This window comes from Pricia mediterranea (genome assembly GCF_032248455.1).
GTDB lineage: Bacteria > Bacteroidota > Bacteroidia > Flavobacteriales > Flavobacteriaceae > Pricia > Pricia mediterranea.
This window is the reverse complement of record NZ_JAVTTP010000001.1, coordinates 3637177-3655838: the sequence shown is the minus strand read 5'-3', so window position 1 is coordinate 3655838 and position 18662 is coordinate 3637177. Positions and strand designations below refer to the sequence as shown.

15 protein-coding genes are annotated in these 18662 nt (G+C 49.0%); 11 read left to right on the top strand and 4 right to left on the bottom strand.

What is annotated here, in order from left to right; translation table 11 throughout:
* Positions 1 to 19: 19 nt before the first annotated feature.
* Together RQM65_RS15150 and RQM65_RS15145 are read right to left on the bottom strand one after the other, a co-directional pair.
* Complete coding sequence (locus RQM65_RS15150; RefSeq protein ID WP_314016259.1) at positions 20 to 835, bottom strand: lysophospholipid acyltransferase family protein; 816 nt, start codon at positions 833 to 835, stop codon at positions 20 to 22.
* 106 nt (positions 836 to 941) lie between these two features.
* Positions 942 to 1586 (bottom strand): NUDIX hydrolase, encoded by a 645-nt coding sequence (locus RQM65_RS15145; RefSeq protein WP_314016258.1) that lies wholly within the window; start codon positions 1584 to 1586, stop codon positions 942 to 944.
* On the opposite strand from RQM65_RS15145, the gene RQM65_RS15140 reads away from it, so the two are divergent.
* A complete protein-coding gene (locus RQM65_RS15140) occupies positions 1585 to 2328 on the top strand; it encodes a peptidylprolyl isomerase (RefSeq protein ID WP_314016257.1) in 744 nt (247 codons plus the stop codon). The genes RQM65_RS15145 and RQM65_RS15140 overlap by 2 nt on opposite strands.
* A gap of 149 nt (positions 2329 to 2477) precedes the next feature.
* Here RQM65_RS15140 and RQM65_RS15135 read toward each other — a convergent pair whose 3' ends face one another.
* Both RQM65_RS15135 and RQM65_RS15130 read right to left on the bottom strand, forming a co-directional pair.
* Positions 2478 to 3089 (bottom strand): trimeric intracellular cation channel family protein, encoded by a 612-nt coding sequence (locus RQM65_RS15135; RefSeq protein WP_314016844.1) that lies wholly within the window; start codon positions 3087 to 3089, stop codon positions 2478 to 2480.
* Between the two features lie 46 nt (positions 3090 to 3135).
* Entirely contained in the window at positions 3136 to 3852 is a 717-nt protein-coding gene (locus RQM65_RS15130) for an RDD family protein (RefSeq protein ID WP_314016256.1), read from the bottom strand.
* A gap of 37 nt (positions 3853 to 3889) precedes the next feature.
* Here RQM65_RS15130 and RQM65_RS15125 point away from each other — a divergent pair, with 37 nt between their 5' ends.
* The 10 genes from RQM65_RS15125 (at position 3890) to RQM65_RS15080 (ending at position 18608) form a co-directional block, all read left to right on the top strand.
* The gene (locus RQM65_RS15125; protein ID WP_314016255.1) at positions 3890 to 4852 is read left to right on the top strand and encodes a stage II sporulation protein M; all 963 of its coding nucleotides are present in this window, start codon (positions 3890 to 3892) and stop codon (positions 4850 to 4852) included.
* 7 nt (positions 4853 to 4859) lie between these two features.
* Positions 4860 to 5726 carry a hypothetical protein gene (locus RQM65_RS15120; protein WP_314016254.1) on the top strand — a complete coding sequence of 289 codons (867 nt, stop codon included), beginning with the start codon at positions 4860 to 4862 and terminating at the stop codon, positions 5724 to 5726.
* Positions 5727 to 5877: 151 nt separating this feature from the next.
* Complete coding sequence (locus RQM65_RS15115) at positions 5878 to 6618, top strand: DUF4129 domain-containing protein (protein WP_314016253.1); 741 nt, start codon at positions 5878 to 5880, stop codon at positions 6616 to 6618.
* Positions 6611 to 7825: a DUF4350 domain-containing protein gene (locus tag RQM65_RS15110; protein ID WP_314016252.1), complete on the top strand. Its 1215-nt coding sequence runs from the start codon at positions 6611 to 6613 to the stop codon at positions 7823 to 7825. The genes RQM65_RS15115 and RQM65_RS15110 overlap by 8 nt, the downstream gene beginning before the upstream one ends.
* Before the next feature lie 236 nt (positions 7826 to 8061).
* The gene (locus RQM65_RS15105) at positions 8062 to 9060 is read left to right on the top strand and encodes an AAA family ATPase (protein ID WP_314016251.1); all 999 of its coding nucleotides are present in this window, start codon (positions 8062 to 8064) and stop codon (positions 9058 to 9060) included.
* On the top strand, positions 9060 to 10391 hold the full coding sequence (locus tag RQM65_RS15100; RefSeq protein ID WP_314016843.1) for a DUF58 domain-containing protein: 1332 nt from the start codon (positions 9060 to 9062) through the stop codon (positions 10389 to 10391). The genes RQM65_RS15105 and RQM65_RS15100 overlap by 1 nt, the downstream gene beginning before the upstream one ends.
* Positions 10392 to 10802: 411 nt before the next feature.
* Entirely contained in the window at positions 10803 to 12995 is a 2193-nt protein-coding gene (locus RQM65_RS15095) for a transferrin receptor-like dimerization domain-containing protein (protein ID WP_314016250.1), read from the top strand.
* A 348-nt stretch (positions 12996 to 13343) separates the two neighbouring features.
* The gene (locus RQM65_RS15090; RefSeq protein WP_314016249.1) at positions 13344 to 13568 is read left to right on the top strand and encodes a putative signal transducing protein; all 225 of its coding nucleotides are present in this window, start codon (positions 13344 to 13346) and stop codon (positions 13566 to 13568) included.
* Between the two features lie 24 nt (positions 13569 to 13592).
* Positions 13593 to 17009, top strand: coding sequence for a HEAT repeat domain-containing protein (locus RQM65_RS15085; RefSeq protein ID WP_314016248.1), 3417 nt, complete (start codon positions 13593 to 13595; stop codon positions 17007 to 17009).
* Positions 17010 to 17270: 261 nt separating this feature from the next.
* Positions 17271 to 18608 (top strand): molybdopterin molybdotransferase MoeA, encoded by a 1338-nt coding sequence (locus RQM65_RS15080; protein WP_314016247.1) that lies wholly within the window; start codon positions 17271 to 17273, stop codon positions 18606 to 18608.
* The last annotated feature ends 54 nt before the right edge of the window (positions 18609 to 18662 follow it).

Here is an 18662-nt window from a genome sequence, read left to right as displayed (position 1 = left end):
ATGGACTGAAGTGCAGTCGCTAGACTTTTTTCCTGTTGCGAAACCGGCGCAGTTCGTTTTCCTCTTCGACTGCCATTAGTTCTTTCTGAGGAATTACCTTTAAAAAAGAGGGGTGCTGCTCGATGGCATACTCCAATTTTTCGATGATGGCATCGAAAGATTCGTTATCGTAATCGATATCCAGCGGCTCTTTGATAACCATAGATTGCAAGATGCCTTTTTTCTTGATCCGGAGTCCCTTTTTGTCAAAGGAGCGACGAAAGCCATCGATGACTACCGGCACCACGATCGGCTTGTACTTTTTGATGATGTGCGCGGTCCCCTTTCGCAAAGGTTTCCATGGGGTGGTCGTGCCCTGCGGAAAGGTAATGACCCAACCATCGTTCAATGCCATCCCGATATTTGATATGTCGCTGAACTTTACCTTCCGGTTTATCTCCTTGCCTTCGGAACGCCAGGTGCGCTCGACGCTCACAGACCCCGCATAGGCGAACATTTTGGTCAACAGGCTCTTTTTCATGGTCTCCGCCGCGGCGACGTAGTACATGTTCAATTTTGGGTTCCATATATAGCCTATATTCTTGATATTATCCACTCGGCCGCTTAAGCTCGCGTTGAACACGTGAAACATAGCCACCACATCGGCAAAATAGGTCTGGTGGTTGCTGACAAAAAGTACGTTTCGATCCGGAAGCGAACGGATAATATCAGAGCCCTCTACCTCTAAATTATTGAACTGCTTGTATCTCGAATGGGTCATCAGTCCCATAATACGAATCAACCATTTCTTTATAAAAAGGATATGACCAAACGGATTTCTTTTAAATAGCCCCATAGGCCGCTAAAGTACGAAACATCGCAGAAACCGGGAATAGCATTCGGAATTTGATTTTAGAAAGGTAACAGCCTCTCCATGTTCCCACCAATTGATAATGCGCCTATTACAAAACCTGCCGTAACAGGGTTCTCATCTCGTTCAGCATCATTCCGGTGGCGCCCCACACGGTATAGCCGTTCAAACGGAAAGCAGGCACCTTGACATCGCGCGCATAGGAGGTGGACAGATTTTCGGTACGCAAATTGGACTCGTCCATAATGTCCATCAACGGCACTTCGATGAGCGCGGCGACCTCCGAGACTTGGGGAATAAATAAGGTCGGGGTACGATGCAGTCCCATAAAGGGCTTTACCTCAAAATTGCTGGGAGGAATATAAATTTCAGTGAACCCCCGTAGTACTTCGATTTTTTCGGAGGATATGCCGACCTCCTCCCTGGTTTCACGTAGGGCGGTTGCACTAAGGTCCACATCCCCTTTTTCAGCGCGGCCTCCGGGAAATCCGATCTGGTTCGCATGTATATCCTTAGGATGGTTTTTTCTTAGGATAAACAATAATCTCACGGTATTTTCGGCATCGGGATAGAACAGTGCCATCACTCCCGCTTTTTTTGGATGTTTTGGCGCTGCCCTCGCCTTCCGCAATTCTTTCAACCGAAAGTCAGGTACCATTTTCAGGTGCGAAGCTTCCCCCGGTAGCGGCAAATCCTTTATTTTTGAAGTCCGAATGACAAAATCATCAAAATCCATGATTCTTTATCGATTATATGCGATTGCAATAGTACTACTATTTTTTATGGCCTCCTGTGGGGATGATCCCAAGGGCAATTCCTCTTCAGTCGCCGAAAAAGATCAAAAAACAGACTCGGTTACAGATGACTCGACCGTTTCGACCGACACGACAAAAATAAAAAACGACGAGGAGGAAGAGAACAAGTTCGTACTGACCGAGGATAACGCCGTCGATTTTTTCTACGAATACCAAAAAGATCTTACGGTCGATAAGGTAAAAATCACCACCCGGCTCGGCAGCTTTACGGTGCAGCTTTACGACAATGTGCCCTATCACAAGGCCAATTTTATCTATCTAACCCGAAAAGGTTATTTCGACGACACCCAGTTCCATCGCGTGGTCAAGGACTTCATCATTCAAGGGGGCAATTCCGATGATCGAAAGACCGGTAGAAAACGCAGCGAAATCGGGCGGTACCTGCTTCCCCCGGATACCCGAAAGGGACACCGGCACCATCGCGGCACCCTTTCGATGCCCAGCAGCGAAAAAGAGGAGAATCCACATATGCTCGCCTCTCCCTATGAATTTTTTATCGTAGTGACCGACCCAGGGTCCTATCATCTAGATGGGGACTTCACCCCCTTCGGACGGGTCATCAAAGGCATGGACGTCGTAGATAAGATCAATCAGGTGGAAACGGGCGAAGGCGACTGGCCCCAACAGAACATTTACATCCAAAAAGCGGAGGTCGTCGAGTGAGGTTTCATTAATTGCTCGGCATCAAACTGTAAACGCGTCTGGTCATTGAGACGCTCCACCCTTACCATCCGTTATTACTTCTTAACGCGCTCCCCTTCTGCACACCGATTAATTTTACCGATTTCTCATTACTTCGCACCGACCCCGCTCTACCTCTCTTTCCTATAAATATTAGGCAATGCGATACCGAACCGGATTGCCAACAACCTTCCCACGATAACCATCAAAATGGCGATACTGTAGGCATAGGCTTCCTCGATGGGTAGCTGGATGAGCACAAAGTAGCTAACACCTCCTAAAATACAAGCCGTGGCGTAGATCTCCCTACTGAAAATAGTGGGAATCTTGTTACAAAGTATATCACGGATCACCCCTCCAAAGCAGGCCGTAACCGTACCCAGCGCGATACACATGACCGGCAAAAGATCATAGGCCAGTCCCTTTTCGACCCCCACCATCGTAAATAGGCCTAACCCGATAGCATCAAAAAACAAGAGCGTCTTAGGAAAATTGTGCAGATGATTCGCAAATAATACAGCGAAGGCTACCGTTCCGATAATTATGGAAATATAGGTGTAATCGCGCATCCAAAAGACGGGGGTACTCCCAATCATGATGTCCCGCAGTGTGCCACCCCCGACGGCAGTCGCAAATGCAATGATCAGCACCCCGAAAATGTCCATTTTTTTCTCCATGGCCACAAGTACTCCCGAAATGGCGAAGGCGATGGTTCCTAAAATGTCGATGATAAAATAGAACATAGGGCTGGTCATAGGGTTGGGATTTTGAATTTGGGATTTTGCTACCTCACATCTCCCTGGTATAATAGCTATAATCTTTGATGATGACATCCACAAAGTCCATCGGTTTCGCTTCGGTATTAATTTCCGTCACTTTTTTGATCTGATCGCTCAAAGATACGATTACATTGTGATTGCCGTTTCGCCTGGCGTCATCGTACAGGTCTTTGATCGTCTGCATCTCGCGATCCTTAAAAACGGTAACCTGCGGGAATTTGGGACTGTAGTCCGACGGAAGGTCGCGTAACAGGGTGTCGTGCAAAAAGACCCTTTTCTTTTCGGTGATTACCGTCGTACCGGCCGCGATGTCCCCTACCCGTTGCCCTTTTCCCTTGATCAGAATCGTAAGAACCGCCACGCCGCCCATGGTGAGAACGACATCGATAATCCGCAACACCCAACGGATAAAATAACTGGAAAAGCTTGGTTTGGACCCGTCCAATTTGACAACCCTGATCTGCATCAAATGCTTTCCCACCGTTTGTCCGTCCATAAAACTTTCCAACAAAACATAATAGAGAAAGGCAGGCAGGCTCAACAGCAGGTAAAACGTCCACCAATCCCCAGAATCAACATTCATCGACACCAAGATCATGATAATCAGCACGTAATAGACCAAAATGATAAAACTATCGATGAGGTAAGCAAGCATGCGGTCTCCAAGATGTGCCGTGTTCTGGCTGATGCTTATATTCTGGGCCGTTTCTATTTGAAATTGTTCCATTGTTTTGTTTCTTTGAGGTACCAACCCCCATCAAAGTATGCGCGAAGCCGCTTTCGTCAGGCAAAATAAGAACAAATGGGCAACTTTTGAAAATGTCCTGTCCAACAGAACGGCACTGCCCCCCGATAAATTGTCCGACCTGTACATTGAGATCACCGACCACCTTAGTTACGCGAAAACCTTCTATGGCGGAAGCAATACGGAGTTCTATCTGAACACCTTGGCTTCACAAGCGCACCAGAAAATCTACAAGAGTAAACGCGAGTCTAAAAATAGGATTTTAGAATTTTGGAAGATGGAATTCCCCCTCATGTTCTACCACCACCAACGCGAACTGCTCATCGCCTTTCTGGTCTTCGCCTTTTTTACGGCGGTAGGCATATTTTCCTCGGCTAGTGATGGAGATTTCGTACGTTCAATTCTAGGGGATAGTTACGTAAACATGACCTTGGAAAATATTGAAAAGGACGACCCCATGGCCGTGTACAAACAAATGGGCGAATTCAATATGTTTTTGGGCATTACAATCAATAATATCAGGGTGGCCCTGATGGCTTTTGCCTATGGTATTCTCTTGGGTATCGGCACCTTGTACATTATGATGCGCAATGGAATAATGCTCGGTAGTTTTCAGTACTTCTTCCATGAAAAGGACTTGCTCTGGGAGTCGGTGCGGACCATATGGATCCATGGCACCATAGAAATATCGGTGATTATCATTGCCGGTTGTGCCGGGCTGGTGCTTGCCAACGGTTTGCTCTTTCCGGGCACCTATACCCGGTTGGAATCCTTTAAGAGAGGCGTCAAAAACGGACTGAAGATCATGCTGGCCACCGTACCTTTTTTTATCCTAGCGGGATTTCTCGAAGGTTTCGTCACCCGGCATACCGAAATGCCGGACGCATTGGCCGTTCTTATAATTTTAGGCTCGCTTGCACTAATCTTGTATTATTTCGTTATATATCCGAGGAGGCTATATCGTCGACTTACAAACCCATAAGGCAACAATGAAATCTTACATCGAATTCAAGAAAAAGCGTGACCTGGGCGAAATCCTTTCCGATACTTTTGCCTTTATCCGAAATGAGTTCAAGCCATTTTTTCGGACCTATTTTAAAATTGTGGGGCCTTACCTTGTGGTAATGCTTATTTGTTACGGACTGTATATGTACAGGTTCGGGAATTTGATTAGTTTCAACCTTGAAAGGTCCGAGCAGTCTCTTGATGGCTTGGTTCTTATTTTTGTTGGCTTGGCATTTCTTACCTCGATCATTACCGCCTACGTCCTGTCGCAGGCAACTACCCTGTTTTACATCAAATCTTACGCCAATAACAATGGCAACATCGATTTCGAAGAAATAAAAAAGGGGGTGTACGAGACTTTTTGGCAATTTATCGGTCTTGGTATTCTGGTGGGTATCTGCGTGGGAACTGGTCTGATGTTCTGCCTAATACCTGGCATCTACCTCTATGTACCGCTCATCCTGTCCTTTAGCATATTGGTCTTTGACCGAAAGGGGGCGACCGATGCCTTTAGCTATAGTTTTACCCTGGTACGGAACTATTGGTGGCATACTTTTGCCTCCCTCTTCGTGGTAGGTCTTATCGTTACGGTCGCCGGATATGCTTTTTCGTTACCCGGCACCATCTATACCTACGCCAGAATGGGCATCCTCTCGGGGGAAATCGATGCCGAAAACTTTACGATGATAGACCCGATCGGTATCCTCCTTGGAATTGTCGGAACCCTAGCCCAGTTTTTGCTGAACATTATCTCCGTAGTGGCCAGCGTACTGATTTATTTCGATCTGAACGAAAAAAAGAACTTTACGGGTACCTACGAACGTATAAAGAACCTAGGGGCTACGGAATGAACTATCTCTAAGCAAGCATGCGAGGCATGAAAATTCCAAATCCCAAGCACCAAACCCGCCTGCAGGACGGGCAAGATTCCTAAAAAGCAATGGGTGCTGGATAAACAATCGATGCAAGCACCAGGGAAGTCAATCCTAAGAGATTAAAGATATGCGGAAACGGATTTTTCATTGTTGGTCTGCTTTTTTCTGTGCCCTAGCCGCGTATGCACAGAAGGATTCCACCATCGTAATCTATGATACCTCTCCCATAGAAATTAGGCAGATCGACGAGGAAGCCCTGCAAAAATATCGGGGCGATGGCGCCTTCGATTACGAGGTCACGGAAACCGGGCCCACTTGGTGGGACGACTTTACCAGCTGGATAGGGAACGGCATCCTCCGTATATTGGAGGCGATTTTCGGGGTTGAAAAGGCAACGGGCGTGTTCGCGGGGCTTTTAGAGCTACTCCCCTACCTGTTAATTGGCATCCTGATATTTCTGCTGATCCGGTTTTTTCTCAAAGTCAATGCACGCGCCCTGATACAGGCTCAAAAAGAAAAAAAATCGGTCACGGTATCCGAAGATGAACACCTTATCAAAAATGAAGACTTGCACCAGCTCGTCCAAAAGGCAGTGGCCGATAAAAACTATCGATTGGCCATCCGGTACTATTATTTGTTGGTATTAAAAGTAATGGGCGAAAAAAAACTCATCGTATGGGAGCTGCAAAAGACCAACGACGACTACATCCGGGAAATTCGAAAAACGGAATTCCAACAGCGCTTCAGAAAAATTACCCGGCTGTACGATTATATCTGGTACGGCGATTTCCCAATTGACGAACCCCAGTACTACCGGGCCGAAAAAGACTTTTCCTCATTACGAAATAAGCTGGAGGCCAATGGTTAAAAAGGGAGCTGTGTATATCGTCATCGCCGCACTGACCTTAGGCCTGTTGTTGTTGCTGGAATACAACCGGCCCAAGGTGGTCAATTGGTATCCATCGTACGTTTCGACCCACAAGATTCCCTATGGCACCTACGTGCTCAACGATATCATGCAACAGTTGTTCGAGAAATTGCAGCAGGTCGATGCACCTCCGTTTGCGTTCCTGACCGAAGCTACTCATCCGCAGGGCACCTATTTTTTTGTGAATGGGCAGGTCGAATTCGGGGAAGCCGAACTGAAAACGATGCTGGACTGGGTATCCAAGGGAAATACGCTTTTTATGGCTTCCAATAGTTTCGAAGGGGCCTTGCTGGATACCCTCGGCCTGGAGACCGGAAACCTGTATCCCGATCTTGACGCAAAACGCCGGTTCCGACATCGGTTGGTCCATCCGAAAATGGATTTCCAAGACGGTGCCGTCTTTCAAAGGGACGATCATGTCACCTACTTCAAAACAATCGATACCGCGAAAACGGTGGTCATCGGAAGTGTAGCGCCCATCTTGGAAAATAGCGATATGGAAGCCCGTCTTTTTAATGTCGTCAAACAGCCATTCGGACGCGGCGAAATCCTTTTGAGTACCTTTCCCAAGACTTTTACCAATTTTTTTATTCTAAAGGAAGACAATCGGGAGTATACGGCGGGACTTTTATCTTATCTGGATGGATCACGGAATATCTACATCGACAACTTTTATAAATCGGGGAAACCCGTGCATACCTCGCCGATGTACCTCTTTCTCAATACCAAAGAACTGAAATGGGCCTATTATCTGGTGTTGATCGGTGCGGTAATCTACGTTATTTTTGAAGGAAAAAGAAAGCAACGGGCGATTCCCGTAGTGCAACCCCTTAAAAACCAGACCTTGGCCTTCACCCGTACCATCGCCGATATGTATTATGAAAAGGGGGAGGCCAAACCCATCGTGGAGCAACAGATCCTTAATTTTCTGGAATACATACGGACGCGTTTCCACTTGTCCACCAACCAGTGGGATGCAGAGTTTTACCGGAACCTGGCGTCCCGAAGCGGACATAGTCCCGATGAGATCGAACGACTTTTTGCATTTTTACGACAGCTCAAGGACCAAGAAGTGATATCGGACAATGAACTGAGGGAGCTGAATACATCCCTTGAAAAATTCAAAAAACGGGCCAAAACCGCATGAGAAGTCCTAAAAAGGTACAGCACCAAGGCGAACGGCACTGAGCAGTGAGAATCCGACGTAGGATGGTAAGACATAGGACATAGGACTGAAAATTTTAAAAATGTTAGTGCTTCATGGGAAAACGGATTGTCTTATGTCTTACGTCCTACAGTCTTATGTCGAATTGGACGGTTAGATAAATAGTTCCAAGAATGGAATCCAATAAATAAACCTGACAACGCTAAATATAACCATAGATGGAAAACACCGAATCGCAAAACCAAAACCTCGAGTTCGACAACCGTATTCCTCTTGGGGACCTGAAAAACGCAGTAGCCAATGTGAAATCCGAATTGGCCAAGGTCATCGTAGGCCAGGAGAATTTTATCGATCAATTGATCGTCTCCCTACTGGTCGACGGTCATGTATTGATCGAGGGTGTACCCGGCATCGCAAAGACCATTACCGCCAAACTCTTCGCCAAGACCCTAAAAACGGATTTCAGCCGGATCCAGTTTACGCCGGACCTGATGCCCAGCGATATCTTGGGGACTTCGATTTTCAGTGCCAAGTCCTCGGAATTCGAATTCAAAAAGGGACCTATATTTTCGAACATCGTACTGATAGATGAAATCAACCGCGCCCCCGCCAAGACCCAGGCGGCCCTGTTCGAGACCATGGAAGAACGTCAGATCACCATGGACGGCGCCACCTACCCGATGGACGCGCCCTTTATGGTCTTGGCCACCCAAAACCCCATCGAGCAGGAAGGTACCTATGCCCTTCCCGAGGCCCAGCTCGATCGTTTTCTTTTTAAGATCAAGGTCGATTACCCCTCCCTAGAAGAGGAGGTGCAGATCATACAGACCCACCACGAACGCAAAGAGGAGAAGCCTCATGATCTGATCAAGGGGGTGCTGACAGCGGACCAGCTGGCGGATTATAAGCGTAAAATCCGCAATGTCATCGTCGAGAAAAAAATCGTCCGGTACATCGCCGATATCATTACCAAGACCCGGAACCATCCGCATTTGTATCTGGGGGGCTCGCCCCGGGCCTCGATCGCGACCCTGAACGCGGCAAAGGCCTTTGCCGCGATACAGGGTAGGGATTTCGTAACCCCCGATGACGTTAAACGGGCCTTGGTGCCCGTGCTGAACCATCGCATCATCCTAACGCCCGAACGTGAAATGGAAGGTATGACGACGGACAGTGTCGTGCACATGATCTCCGAATCGGTGGAAATCCCCAGATGATGCAGTTCCTAAAATCCTTTTACATACACAATACGTTTTTTAGGTACATCGCCGTTTTGGCGGCCTGCTTCGTCATCTCGTACTGGGTGCCCCTCCTCTATCCTGTTGCCTGGGTGCTGATCTTGGTGCTGCTCGCTTTGTTCCTGTTCGACATCTATCTTTTGTATGCTACCGGTTCCAGTGTTTCCGCCCGGCGCCGGCTTCCGAAAAAACTGTCCAACAGCGATTTGAATCCCATCCCAATTACCTATAGTTCCGACTACCCCTTTAAAACCTACGTATCGATTATCGATGAACTTCCACCACAGTTCCAAAAAAGGGATTTTGAGCATACCTCCAGCCTGAGCAAAGGCGAAAGGAGAGAGTTTAGCTACAACGTACGGCCCGTAGAGCGAGGGGAATACGTATTCGGGAATCTTATCGTTTTCGCCTCGTCCCCCCTAAGGATCGTGAAACGGAAATTTGTCTTCCAAAAGGACGAAACGGTTCCGGTCTATCCGAGCATCATCCAAATGCAGCGTTACGATTTTTTGGCCATCGGCAACCGATTGACGGAAGTGGGACTAAAGAAAATACGCCGTATCGGACATACCCAGGAATTCGAACAGATCAAGGAATACGTGCCCGGCGACGATTTTCGTACCATCAACTGGAAGGCCACCGCCAAACAGGCCCAATTAATGGTCAACCAGTATCAGGACGAGCGCTCCCAACCCATCTACTCCATTATCGATACGGGCAGAGTGATGAAAATGCCGTTCGAGGGACTGAAATTATTGGATTATGCCATCAATTCCACCTTGGCCTTCTCCAATGTCGCTCTTAAACGGAACGATAAGACAGGTATGCTGGCCTTTTCGAAATCCGTGGGCCCCTTCGTGCCCGCCATCCAGAAAATCACGCACTTGAATACGATTCTAGAGAAACTCTACAACATCGACACGGAGTTCACCGAATCGGATTTCGGGCTGCTCTACGCGACGGTCAAACGGAAGATCAGCCATCGCAGTCTCTTATTGCTCTACACCAATTTTGAACATATATCCGCCCTCAAGAGACAGCTTCCCTTTTTGCTCGCCCTGGCCAAAAAGCACGTGTTGGTGGTCATCTTCTTCGAGAACACCGAACTCGAGAAGTTGATCGCCACCGACGCCGAAAACCTGCAGGGCATTTACCACAAGACCATTGCAGAAAAATTCCGCATTGAAAAGCGTCAAATGCAAAAAGAGTTGCGGCAATACGGTATCCAGACCATCCTGACCAAACCGAAAAGCCTTAGCATTAATACGATCAACAAATATCTGGAGATCAAGGCAAGGGGACTCCTATAGCACGCATGGTTCTACCACGAATATGGTGCTCATCCATGAAACTTGCCGGCACAGCACAATTTAAGTGCAGGATGAAAGACAAAAGGAGCAAGGAATAAGGACGACAGAAGCTTGGAATAAGGATAAAAGGAGCAAGGAACAGGGACACTTGCACTTTAGGGGATGGACGAAAAAGCTGTGAGAACAGACAGCGTACAAATTACACTCTAGAAAGGCGGATCGATGGGTGTAAACCCAAAAAAAATCGCTATCTTGACCGCACATTAGCATTGCAGTGTCTTCGAAACCCCTACCCCGTACTCTTCGGGTGCGGGCGTTCGTTCGCCTACGTTCTCAAATACGTTCTAGGTTCCAGGATAGTTTTGCAAGCCGTTGCAACTGAACATCAAAATCAATTCAAATCCGTTTTCCATGTTACAAAAATTCTTGATCCCCTTGTTTTCCTTGGCCATAGTCGGTCTGCACGCCCAAACATCGATAATCGGTTTTACCCCCGAAAACGCCGAAAAGGAAATCGCCCTTGAGAAAGAGTTCGAGTCCAAATTATCCGCCGAGAATCTCGATGCGTGGATGAAGCGTATGGCCGCGGAACCCCATTGGGTAGGCACGGAATACGGCCGGAAAAATGCGGAATGGATGAAAAATCAGTTTAATTCGTGGGGCTACGATGCCAAGATCGAGACCTACCACGTACTGTTCCCGTACCCTAAGACTCGAGTGCTGGAGCTGACGGCCCCGACGACCTACACCGCCAAGCTGACCCCTATGGCGGTCGAAGGAGACGAATATACGGCCCAGGGTGACGCACTATTACCCAGTTATAACGCCTTTTCCACGGACGGGGATGTCGAGGCCGAACTGGTTTTCGTCAACTACGGCGTACCCAAGGATTACGAAGAACTCGATAAACTGGGAATCGATGTCAAGGGAAAAATCGTTATCGCCAAATACTACGGTTCCTGGCGGGGCATCAAGCCCAAACTCGCCGCTGAAAAAGGAGCGATCGGCTGTATCATCTATTCCGACCCAAAGGATGACGGCTATGTCAAGGGGGATGTCTATCCCAAGGGACCCTTTAAAAACAAGACCGGAGTACAACGCGGCTCGGTAATGGACATGCCACTTTATCCCGGGGACGTATTGACCCCTGGCTATCCCGCCACCAAGGATGCGGAACGATTGGACCGTGAAGAGGCGCCTACCATTACTAAGATCCCCGTATTGCCCATCTCCTACGAAGATGCCCAGCCCTTGTTGGAAGCCCTAGAGGGCGAGGTAGCGCCCGAATCATGGCGCGGCGGCCTTCCGATTACCTATCACATCGGTCCCGGCCCCGCGAAAGTCCACCTTAAACTCGAATTCGACTGGCAGCTCAAGCCGGCCCATAACGTAATCGCTACCATGAAGGGAACGGAATTCCCCGATCAATGGGTGCTGCGGGGTAACCACCACGATGCCTGGGTACACGGGGCCAGCGATCCGGTCAGTGGAATGGTCGCCCTAATGGAGGAAGCCAGGGCCATCGGCGAACTTGCCAAAAACGGGGACAAGCCAAGGCGCACCTTGGTCTATGCCGCCTGGGATGCCGAGGAACCCGGACTCATAGGTTCTACCGAATGGGTAGAGGACCACATCGGGGTACTGCAGGAAAAGGCCATCGCCTACATCAACACCGACGGTAACGGCCGAGGATTTCTTAGTGCCGGAGGCTCGCACAGCTTACAGGCCATGGTGAGCGAGGTGGCCGGTGCGGTAACCGACCCTCAACGTGAAGTATCGGTCAAAGAGCGAAAAATCGCCAGTAACCTTGTCGATGGCGGCAGTAAAGATTTCGAACTCTATGCCGTGGGATCAGGTTCCGACTATTCCCCCTTTATCCAGCATGCGGGTATCGCTTCGTTGAACCTTGGCTTTGGCGGGGAAAATGCAGGCGGGGAATACCATACCATCTATGATACCTATCCCAATTACAAGCGGTTCAAAGATCCTGATTTTGCCTATGGTGTGGCCTTGGCCAACGTCGCGGGACGAATCAGTTTGCGCCTGGCCAATGCCGACGTACTTCCGTTGGAATTTGGGGAATGGCACAACACCGTTTCGGGCTACCTAGATGAAGTAATCGATGAGACCGTCACCATGCGCAAAGCTGTCGAAAAACACAATCAAATGGTCGATAAGAACGCCTTTGAACTGGCAGCGGACCCTAAAAGGCCTCTGGTAAAGCCCGAAAAGGAAAAAGCGGTTCCTTATCTCGATTTTGCACCTGTACAAAATGCAATGGCCGATCTAAAAACCAGTATCGAGAAATTTAATGCGGCGGATCCTTCCCAATTGCCCCCCGAAAAGCGGCAAGCGCTCAACCGGCAGCTGATGCAGGTCGAGCAGATGTTGACATCGGAAAAGGGACTTCCACGAAGACCTTGGTACAAGCACCAAATCTACGCCCCCGGTTTCTATACCGGATACGGCGTAAAAACCTTGCCCGGGGTCAGGGAAGCCATCGAGCAAAAGAGCTGGAAAGAGGCCCAGGAACAGATTGGAGTGTTGGCGGAGACCTTGGAAGGTTTTGATGGACACCTTCAGAAAATGAACGCCATGTTCTAAGAAAAGAGAGCCCCTCTATTTAAAAATGGTTCTACCCTGAATTTTGTGGGTAATTTCGCTATCTCCGATGGAACAAGGACGGAAAGAGCAAGGAAGAAAGACGAATATATTTTTCGGAACATCCGAAAAGGTAAATGTAGGACTAAAAATACCCATGTGTCCTTCATTTTCTTTTTTCCTTCTTCCTTTCGTCTTTTGGTCGGATCAACAGCAACTGTTCTCACAAAAAAAACGGTAGAACAAAAATAAGGTGCGATTAACCTATAAGATCATTCCCACTATACGTTTCTATCCAAAATATTTAGAAACTTATTCCTAACTTCGTACTTATTTTTTAATTTCTATGCTATGAGCGATTACACAAAGATCTATACCGGAAACTCGATGCTTACCCAGCGAATCGTTTCCGAGCTTCAAAAGATGGGCATCGAGCCCGTTGTTAAAGACGAATCGGAGTCGGCACGACTAGCCGGATTCGCGGCCAACATTGACGGCGACCGCGAGATACATGTCCATAACGACGAAGTCGAAAAAGCCCAGAGCATAGTTGAGCGGATATTGAAGGAAGAATGATTTACCTAAACCCTAAGCCTAACCATGAAACCGAACTCCAGATTTTTACCCCTAATTACCCTTGTCGCGCTCTCTGTATTGATGGCCGCTTGTGATTCCACTCCCAAAAAACCAAAGGAAACCCCTTTGGTAATCCAAGAAGACTCCCTTACAGAGGTACGTAGGGCAAAGGAAATACGCCAAAGCATTAGTCCGAAACTGGCAGAAGGCCTTGAACTGACCCTTTGGGCTTCCGACTCTTTGGCGCCCGATCCCATTGCCATGTCCATCGACAATCAGGGAAAGGTCTATCTGACCCGGACCAATCGCCAAAAAAATTCCGAATTCGATATTCGGGGACATCAAGATTGGATGACGCCCTCCATCGCGCTGCGATCGGTAGAGGACAGGCGCGAATTTCTGCACACCACCTTTGCGCCCGAAAAAAACGTTGAAAACAACTGGCTTCCAGACCTGAACCAAGACGGGTCGCACGATTGGAAAGACCTGACCGTCGAAAAAGAAGAGGTCTGGATGTTGGAGGACAGCAATAATAACGGAATCGCGGACCGATCGACCCGCATCCTCGAGGATTTCAACGAAGAGGTGACCGATGTTGCGGGGGCCCTATTGGTACGTGATGACGATGTATTCGTAGGAGTGGGACCGGATATGTGGCGGCTTACCGACAGCAATGACGACTTAGTGTTGGACGAAAAAACCTCTATTTCTCATGGATATGCCGTACATATCGGCTTTGGCGGACACGGGATGTCGGGGGCCGTTGAAGGTCCCGATGGTAAAATTTACTGGGGCATCGGTGATATCGGTGCGAACCTTACCGATCAAGAAGGCGTCGAACACTTTTATCCCAATCAGGGGGTCATCGTACGCAGCAATCCCGATGGCAGCGATTTTGAGGTCTTCGCCCACGGACTTCGCAACACCCATGAATTCGTCTTCGATGCCTATGGCAATATTATCTCTTCGGACAACGATGGCGATCACGCCGGGGAAAGCGAGCGGTTGGTGCATATCGTAGAAGGTTCCGACGCCGGATGGCGCGCCAATTGGCAGTACGGCAAATATACCGACCCCAAGAACAACGGCTATAATGTATGGATGGATGAAAAACTGTTCAAGCCCCGATGGGAAGGGCAGGCGGCCTATATCATGCCTCCTATTCAAAACTTCCATAACGGTCCGACCGGGATGCAGTACAATCCCGGTACCGCCCTGGGTAAAAAGTGGCTTAACAAATTCTTTTTGGTGGAGTTCGTCGGCAATCCCGATCGATCTCCCATCTGGGCTTTCGACCTGAAACCCAAAGGGGCTTCCTTTGAATTGGGTTCGGACGAGAAGATCTTGACCGGAGTGTTGCCCACCGGTATCGAATTCGGTCCCGATGGTGCCCTCTACGTGGCGGATTGGATCAACGGCTGGAACACTAAAAATTACGGTCGGGTCTGGAGGCTGGATGTGACCGAAGATGAAAACGACCTCGCCCAACAGCGAGAGGAAACGCAGCGATTGATGACCTTGGACTACACCGATCAATCAACGGACGAACTGGTACAGCTGTTGGCCTATCCGGACATGCGCATCCGGAAAAAGGCACAGTTCGCCCTGGTGGATAGCGGAGCGGGAAAGGAAGCCTTCCCGAAGGTCATCGAAGAAAACAAGGACCAGTTCGCCCGTATCCATTCCATTTGGGGGACGGGGCAGCTCGCTTCGGAAGATTTGGAAAACGCAGCAGTACTGACGGGACTTCTTTCCGACCAAGATCCTGAAATTATTGCACAGGCGGTAAAAGTGCTCGGCGATGTGAAATATACGGACGCGGGGCAGGACTTGATTCCCCTCTTGAAAAATGACAATGCGAGGGTTCGTTTTTTTGCGGCGCAGGCTTTGGGAAGGATGAACGAGGCATCGGCCGTACAACCTTTGCTTGATATGTTGGCCGACAACAACGATGAAGACCTGTACCTAAGGCACGCCGCCGTATTGGCCCTTTCCCGCATCGGAAAAAAAGAACCGATCTATGCGCTGGTGGACAGTCCCGATCGTAGCCTTCGTATCGCCGCCGTATTGGTACTGCGTAAATGGCAGGACGAACGCGTGGCGAAATTTCTTCAGGACGAGGACGAGTACATCGTCACCGAGGCCGCCCGCGCCATCAACGACGACTGGTCTATCGAAGAAGCACTACCCCAATTGGCCGATGTCATGACGGTCGAACGGTTTTCTTCGGAACCCTTGTTGCGACGTAGTATCAATGCCGCCCTTCGGGTGGGGAGCGACCCTGCCCTGGAAAACCTCATTGCCTTTGCCAAACGAAAAAGCGTTTCCGACACGCTCAGGGGAGAGGCCTTGGCCGCCATTGGAACATGGGCCGAACCCTCGGTTCTCGACAGGGTCGATGGCCGGTACCGGGGCGAGATCGACCGGGATGCCAGTACGGTCAAAGAAAAAATAGAAAAAGATATTCCTATCTTTCTGGAAGATAAAAACCCTGAGATCCTTATCGGAATCTCGAAATCCCTCGCCAACCTCGGGATCGACTCCCATAACGACGCCCTTTTCAGCATGATGCAAACGAACCCATCGTCAGATGTACGTTCAGCAGCCTTAAAGGCCTTGGGCGAATTGCAGTTCTCTAATATCGAACGCGCTATGGCCTTGGGCATGAAAGATAAAGATCAACAAGTACGGGCGGTTGCAGTGGGACTTATTCCGCAGATGGAAATATCGAAGGATAATCTTCCCGGCATCGTCAATCCCATTTTTAAGAATGGTTCCGTTCGCGAACAACAAAAACTACTGTCCGTTTTAGGGGAACTCCCCTTGGAGAAAAGCGGTGATGTCCTTGAAAAATTAATTGTCCAAGCAAATGCCGACCAGCTGAATCCGGCCATTGTCCTAGATTTAACGGAAGCGGTCAAAGCCACGGAATCCGAGGATCTGATAGCTCAATTGGACACCCCGAAGGACAGCGGGAATCCCTTGGCCGGTTACGAAGAAACCTTGCAGGGCGGTAACGCGCGGCAAGGTTGGCAGGTGTTCAACAACAACCCCACCGCCCAATGTACGCGATGCCATGCCGTGGGCGCTACGGGGGGCGACGTCGGTCCGCATTTGGAGAATATTGGTAACATTCTTACTCGTGAACAGCTGCTGGAATCCCTAATTGAACCCAGCAAACGTTTGGCTCCCGGTTATGGAAGTGTTACCCTGACCCTAAAGGACGGCCAAAAAGTAAGCGGTATTTTGGAGGAGGAGACCGAAGAGGGTCTGACCCTGCGGACCAACGCGGCCGAGCCCTTGGAAATTCCCGCAGGCCGTATCGAAAAAAGGGAAAACATGCCCTCGGCCATGCCGGCGATGGGCAAGCTCATCTCGAAGCGCGATTTAAGGGACCTTATCGAATACCTGACACGACTCAAGCAAGAGAAAAGTTCTTGATGATGCTGGTTTAGATTCTCTTTTGAGTTTTACGTGTTTTGATAACGCTGGGCAATTAGCCAATTGCAAATCATTCTGCTTGTCCGGAAGAACACCTATTCTATCAATTTGAGTTAAAAATATCACGTCGAGCGCTGTCGAGACGTTTTGGTTTGATTTTTCGACTGTAACTCGACCGCGTTCCGTTGAACAGCTCAAGGTGACAAAAACTTTCTTCAGGCTTGTAAGCGAACGGGCATTTGAACCAAAAAAATAAGTAACATGATTTCCTTCGAGGACGCCTTTCAACACGTTTTATTGCATCCCTTACATCTGGGCGACGAGCAGGTGGACCTTCTACGGGCTCCCGGCCGAATTTTGGCGGAGAATATTACGGCCGACCGGGACTTCCCCCCCTTCGATCGTTCGACCAAAGACGGAATCGCGATTCGGTTCTCCGCCATCGACAAAGGAATCGATCGATTCAAGATCGAAGGGACTCTAAGCGCGGGTATGGCCCAACAGCGGCTTATCTCGGAGTCCAACTGTTTTGAAATCATGACCGGGGCCGTACTGCCCGAAGGTGCCGATACCATCATCATGTACGAAGACACTGATATTGAAAACGGATGGGCGACATTGACCAAGACCCCGGATCAAGGCCAGAATATCCATGCGCAAGGCAGTGACGAGACGGCGGGGGCCGTTTTGTTGCGCCGAGGTTTAAAAATAAATGCCGCCGCAATCGGTGTACTTGCCTCGGTGGGAAAAACCGAGGTCGTGGTGAAGAAACTACCTTCAATCTGTGTGATTTCGACGGGGAACGAACTGGTCGAGGTTTCCGAAACGCCTTTGCCCCACCAAATACGAAAATCCAATATACTTTCATTGACCGCAGCCCTACAAAGGCTGAATATCGTTCCTGCCCGATTGCACTTGACGGATGATAGAAAAATCATCGAAATGGAACTTCGAGAAGCCTTCGAGCAGCACGATGTGTTATTACTCAGTGGCGGGGTATCCAAAGGCAAATTCGATTTTATTCCGGACGTATTGGCGGACTTGGGAGTAGAAAAAATCTTCCACCGGGTCGCACAACGTCCGGGCAAGCCATTTTGGTTCGGGGTTTTAGATTCCAATGGGGTGAGCCAAAAGCAAGGTTTAAGAAAAAGGGAAACTGAAATCAAGGACGGCAGCGGGCAATCTGGTACAAAAACGTCAGGGAAGACCGCAAACATGCAGGCAGAAAAAAAAGACATCAAGGAAAGGGGAACTCGGCCAGAACGAAAAACAACGGTATTTTCTTTTCCGGGGAATCCCGTCTCCACCTTCGCGAACTACCATGTCTATTTTTTACCGTGGCTGTCTTTGTCCCTCGGGTTAGAATCCGAAAAACTCGAGGTAATCATGGAGAAACCGGTGCGGCCCCATCCTCGGTTGACTCTTTTTCTTCAAGTGGAAACCCAGTGGCGGGAAGGTCGCATTCGTGCCAAGCCGATACAGGGCAATGGATCGGGAGATCTGGTAAGCTTGGCCAAGGCCGACGGCTTTATCCGTGTGCCACCGGGCGAAACGGAACTTCCTCCAGAAAGTTCGTTTTGGTTTGTCCCCTGTACCTAACAACGAAAGAATCGTTCAATACTAGGAAAATACAAGTGTAGACGACGACCTGGC

Excerpts from the sequence above, each read along its gene's own strand:
- RQM65_RS15140 (WP_314016257.1), top strand. The coding sequence starts at position 1,585 with ATGATTCTTTATCGATTATATGCGATTGCAATAGTACTACTATTTTTT.
- RQM65_RS15080 (WP_314016247.1), top strand. The coding sequence starts at position 17,271 with ATGATTTCCTTCGAGGACGCCTTTCAACACGTTTTATTGCATCCCTTA.
- RQM65_RS15110 (WP_314016252.1), top strand. The coding sequence starts at position 6,611 with ATGGTTAAAAAGGGAGCTGTGTATATCGTCATCGCCGCACTGACCTTA.
- RQM65_RS15150 (WP_314016259.1), bottom strand. The coding sequence starts at position 835 with ATGGGGCTATTTAAAAGAAATCCGTTTGGTCATATCCTTTTTATAAAG.
- RQM65_RS15130 (WP_314016256.1), bottom strand. The coding sequence starts at position 3,852 with ATGGAACAATTTCAAATAGAAACGGCCCAGAATATAAGCATCAGCCAG.
- RQM65_RS15120 (WP_314016254.1), top strand. The coding sequence starts at position 4,860 with ATGAAATCTTACATCGAATTCAAGAAAAAGCGTGACCTGGGCGAAATC.
- RQM65_RS15090 (WP_314016249.1), top strand. The coding sequence starts at position 13,344 with ATGAGCGATTACACAAAGATCTATACCGGAAACTCGATGCTTACCCAG.
- RQM65_RS15135 (WP_314016844.1), bottom strand. The coding sequence starts at position 3,089 with ATGTTCTATTTTATCATCGACATTTTAGGAACCATCGCCTTCGCCATT.
- RQM65_RS15105 (WP_314016251.1), top strand. The coding sequence starts at position 8,062 with ATGGAAAACACCGAATCGCAAAACCAAAACCTCGAGTTCGACAACCGT.
- RQM65_RS15115 (WP_314016253.1), top strand. The coding sequence starts at position 5,878 with ATGCGGAAACGGATTTTTCATTGTTGGTCTGCTTTTTTCTGTGCCCTA.
- RQM65_RS15100 (WP_314016843.1), top strand. The coding sequence starts at position 9,060 with ATGCAGTTCCTAAAATCCTTTTACATACACAATACGTTTTTTAGGTAC.
- RQM65_RS15145 (WP_314016258.1), bottom strand. The coding sequence starts at position 1,586 with ATGGATTTTGATGATTTTGTCATTCGGACTTCAAAAATAAAGGATTTG.
- RQM65_RS15085 (WP_314016248.1), top strand. The coding sequence starts at position 13,593 with ATGAAACCGAACTCCAGATTTTTACCCCTAATTACCCTTGTCGCGCTC.
- RQM65_RS15095 (WP_314016250.1), top strand. The coding sequence starts at position 10,803 with ATGTTACAAAAATTCTTGATCCCCTTGTTTTCCTTGGCCATAGTCGGT.
- RQM65_RS15125 (WP_314016255.1), top strand. The coding sequence starts at position 3,890 with ATGCGCGAAGCCGCTTTCGTCAGGCAAAATAAGAACAAATGGGCAACT.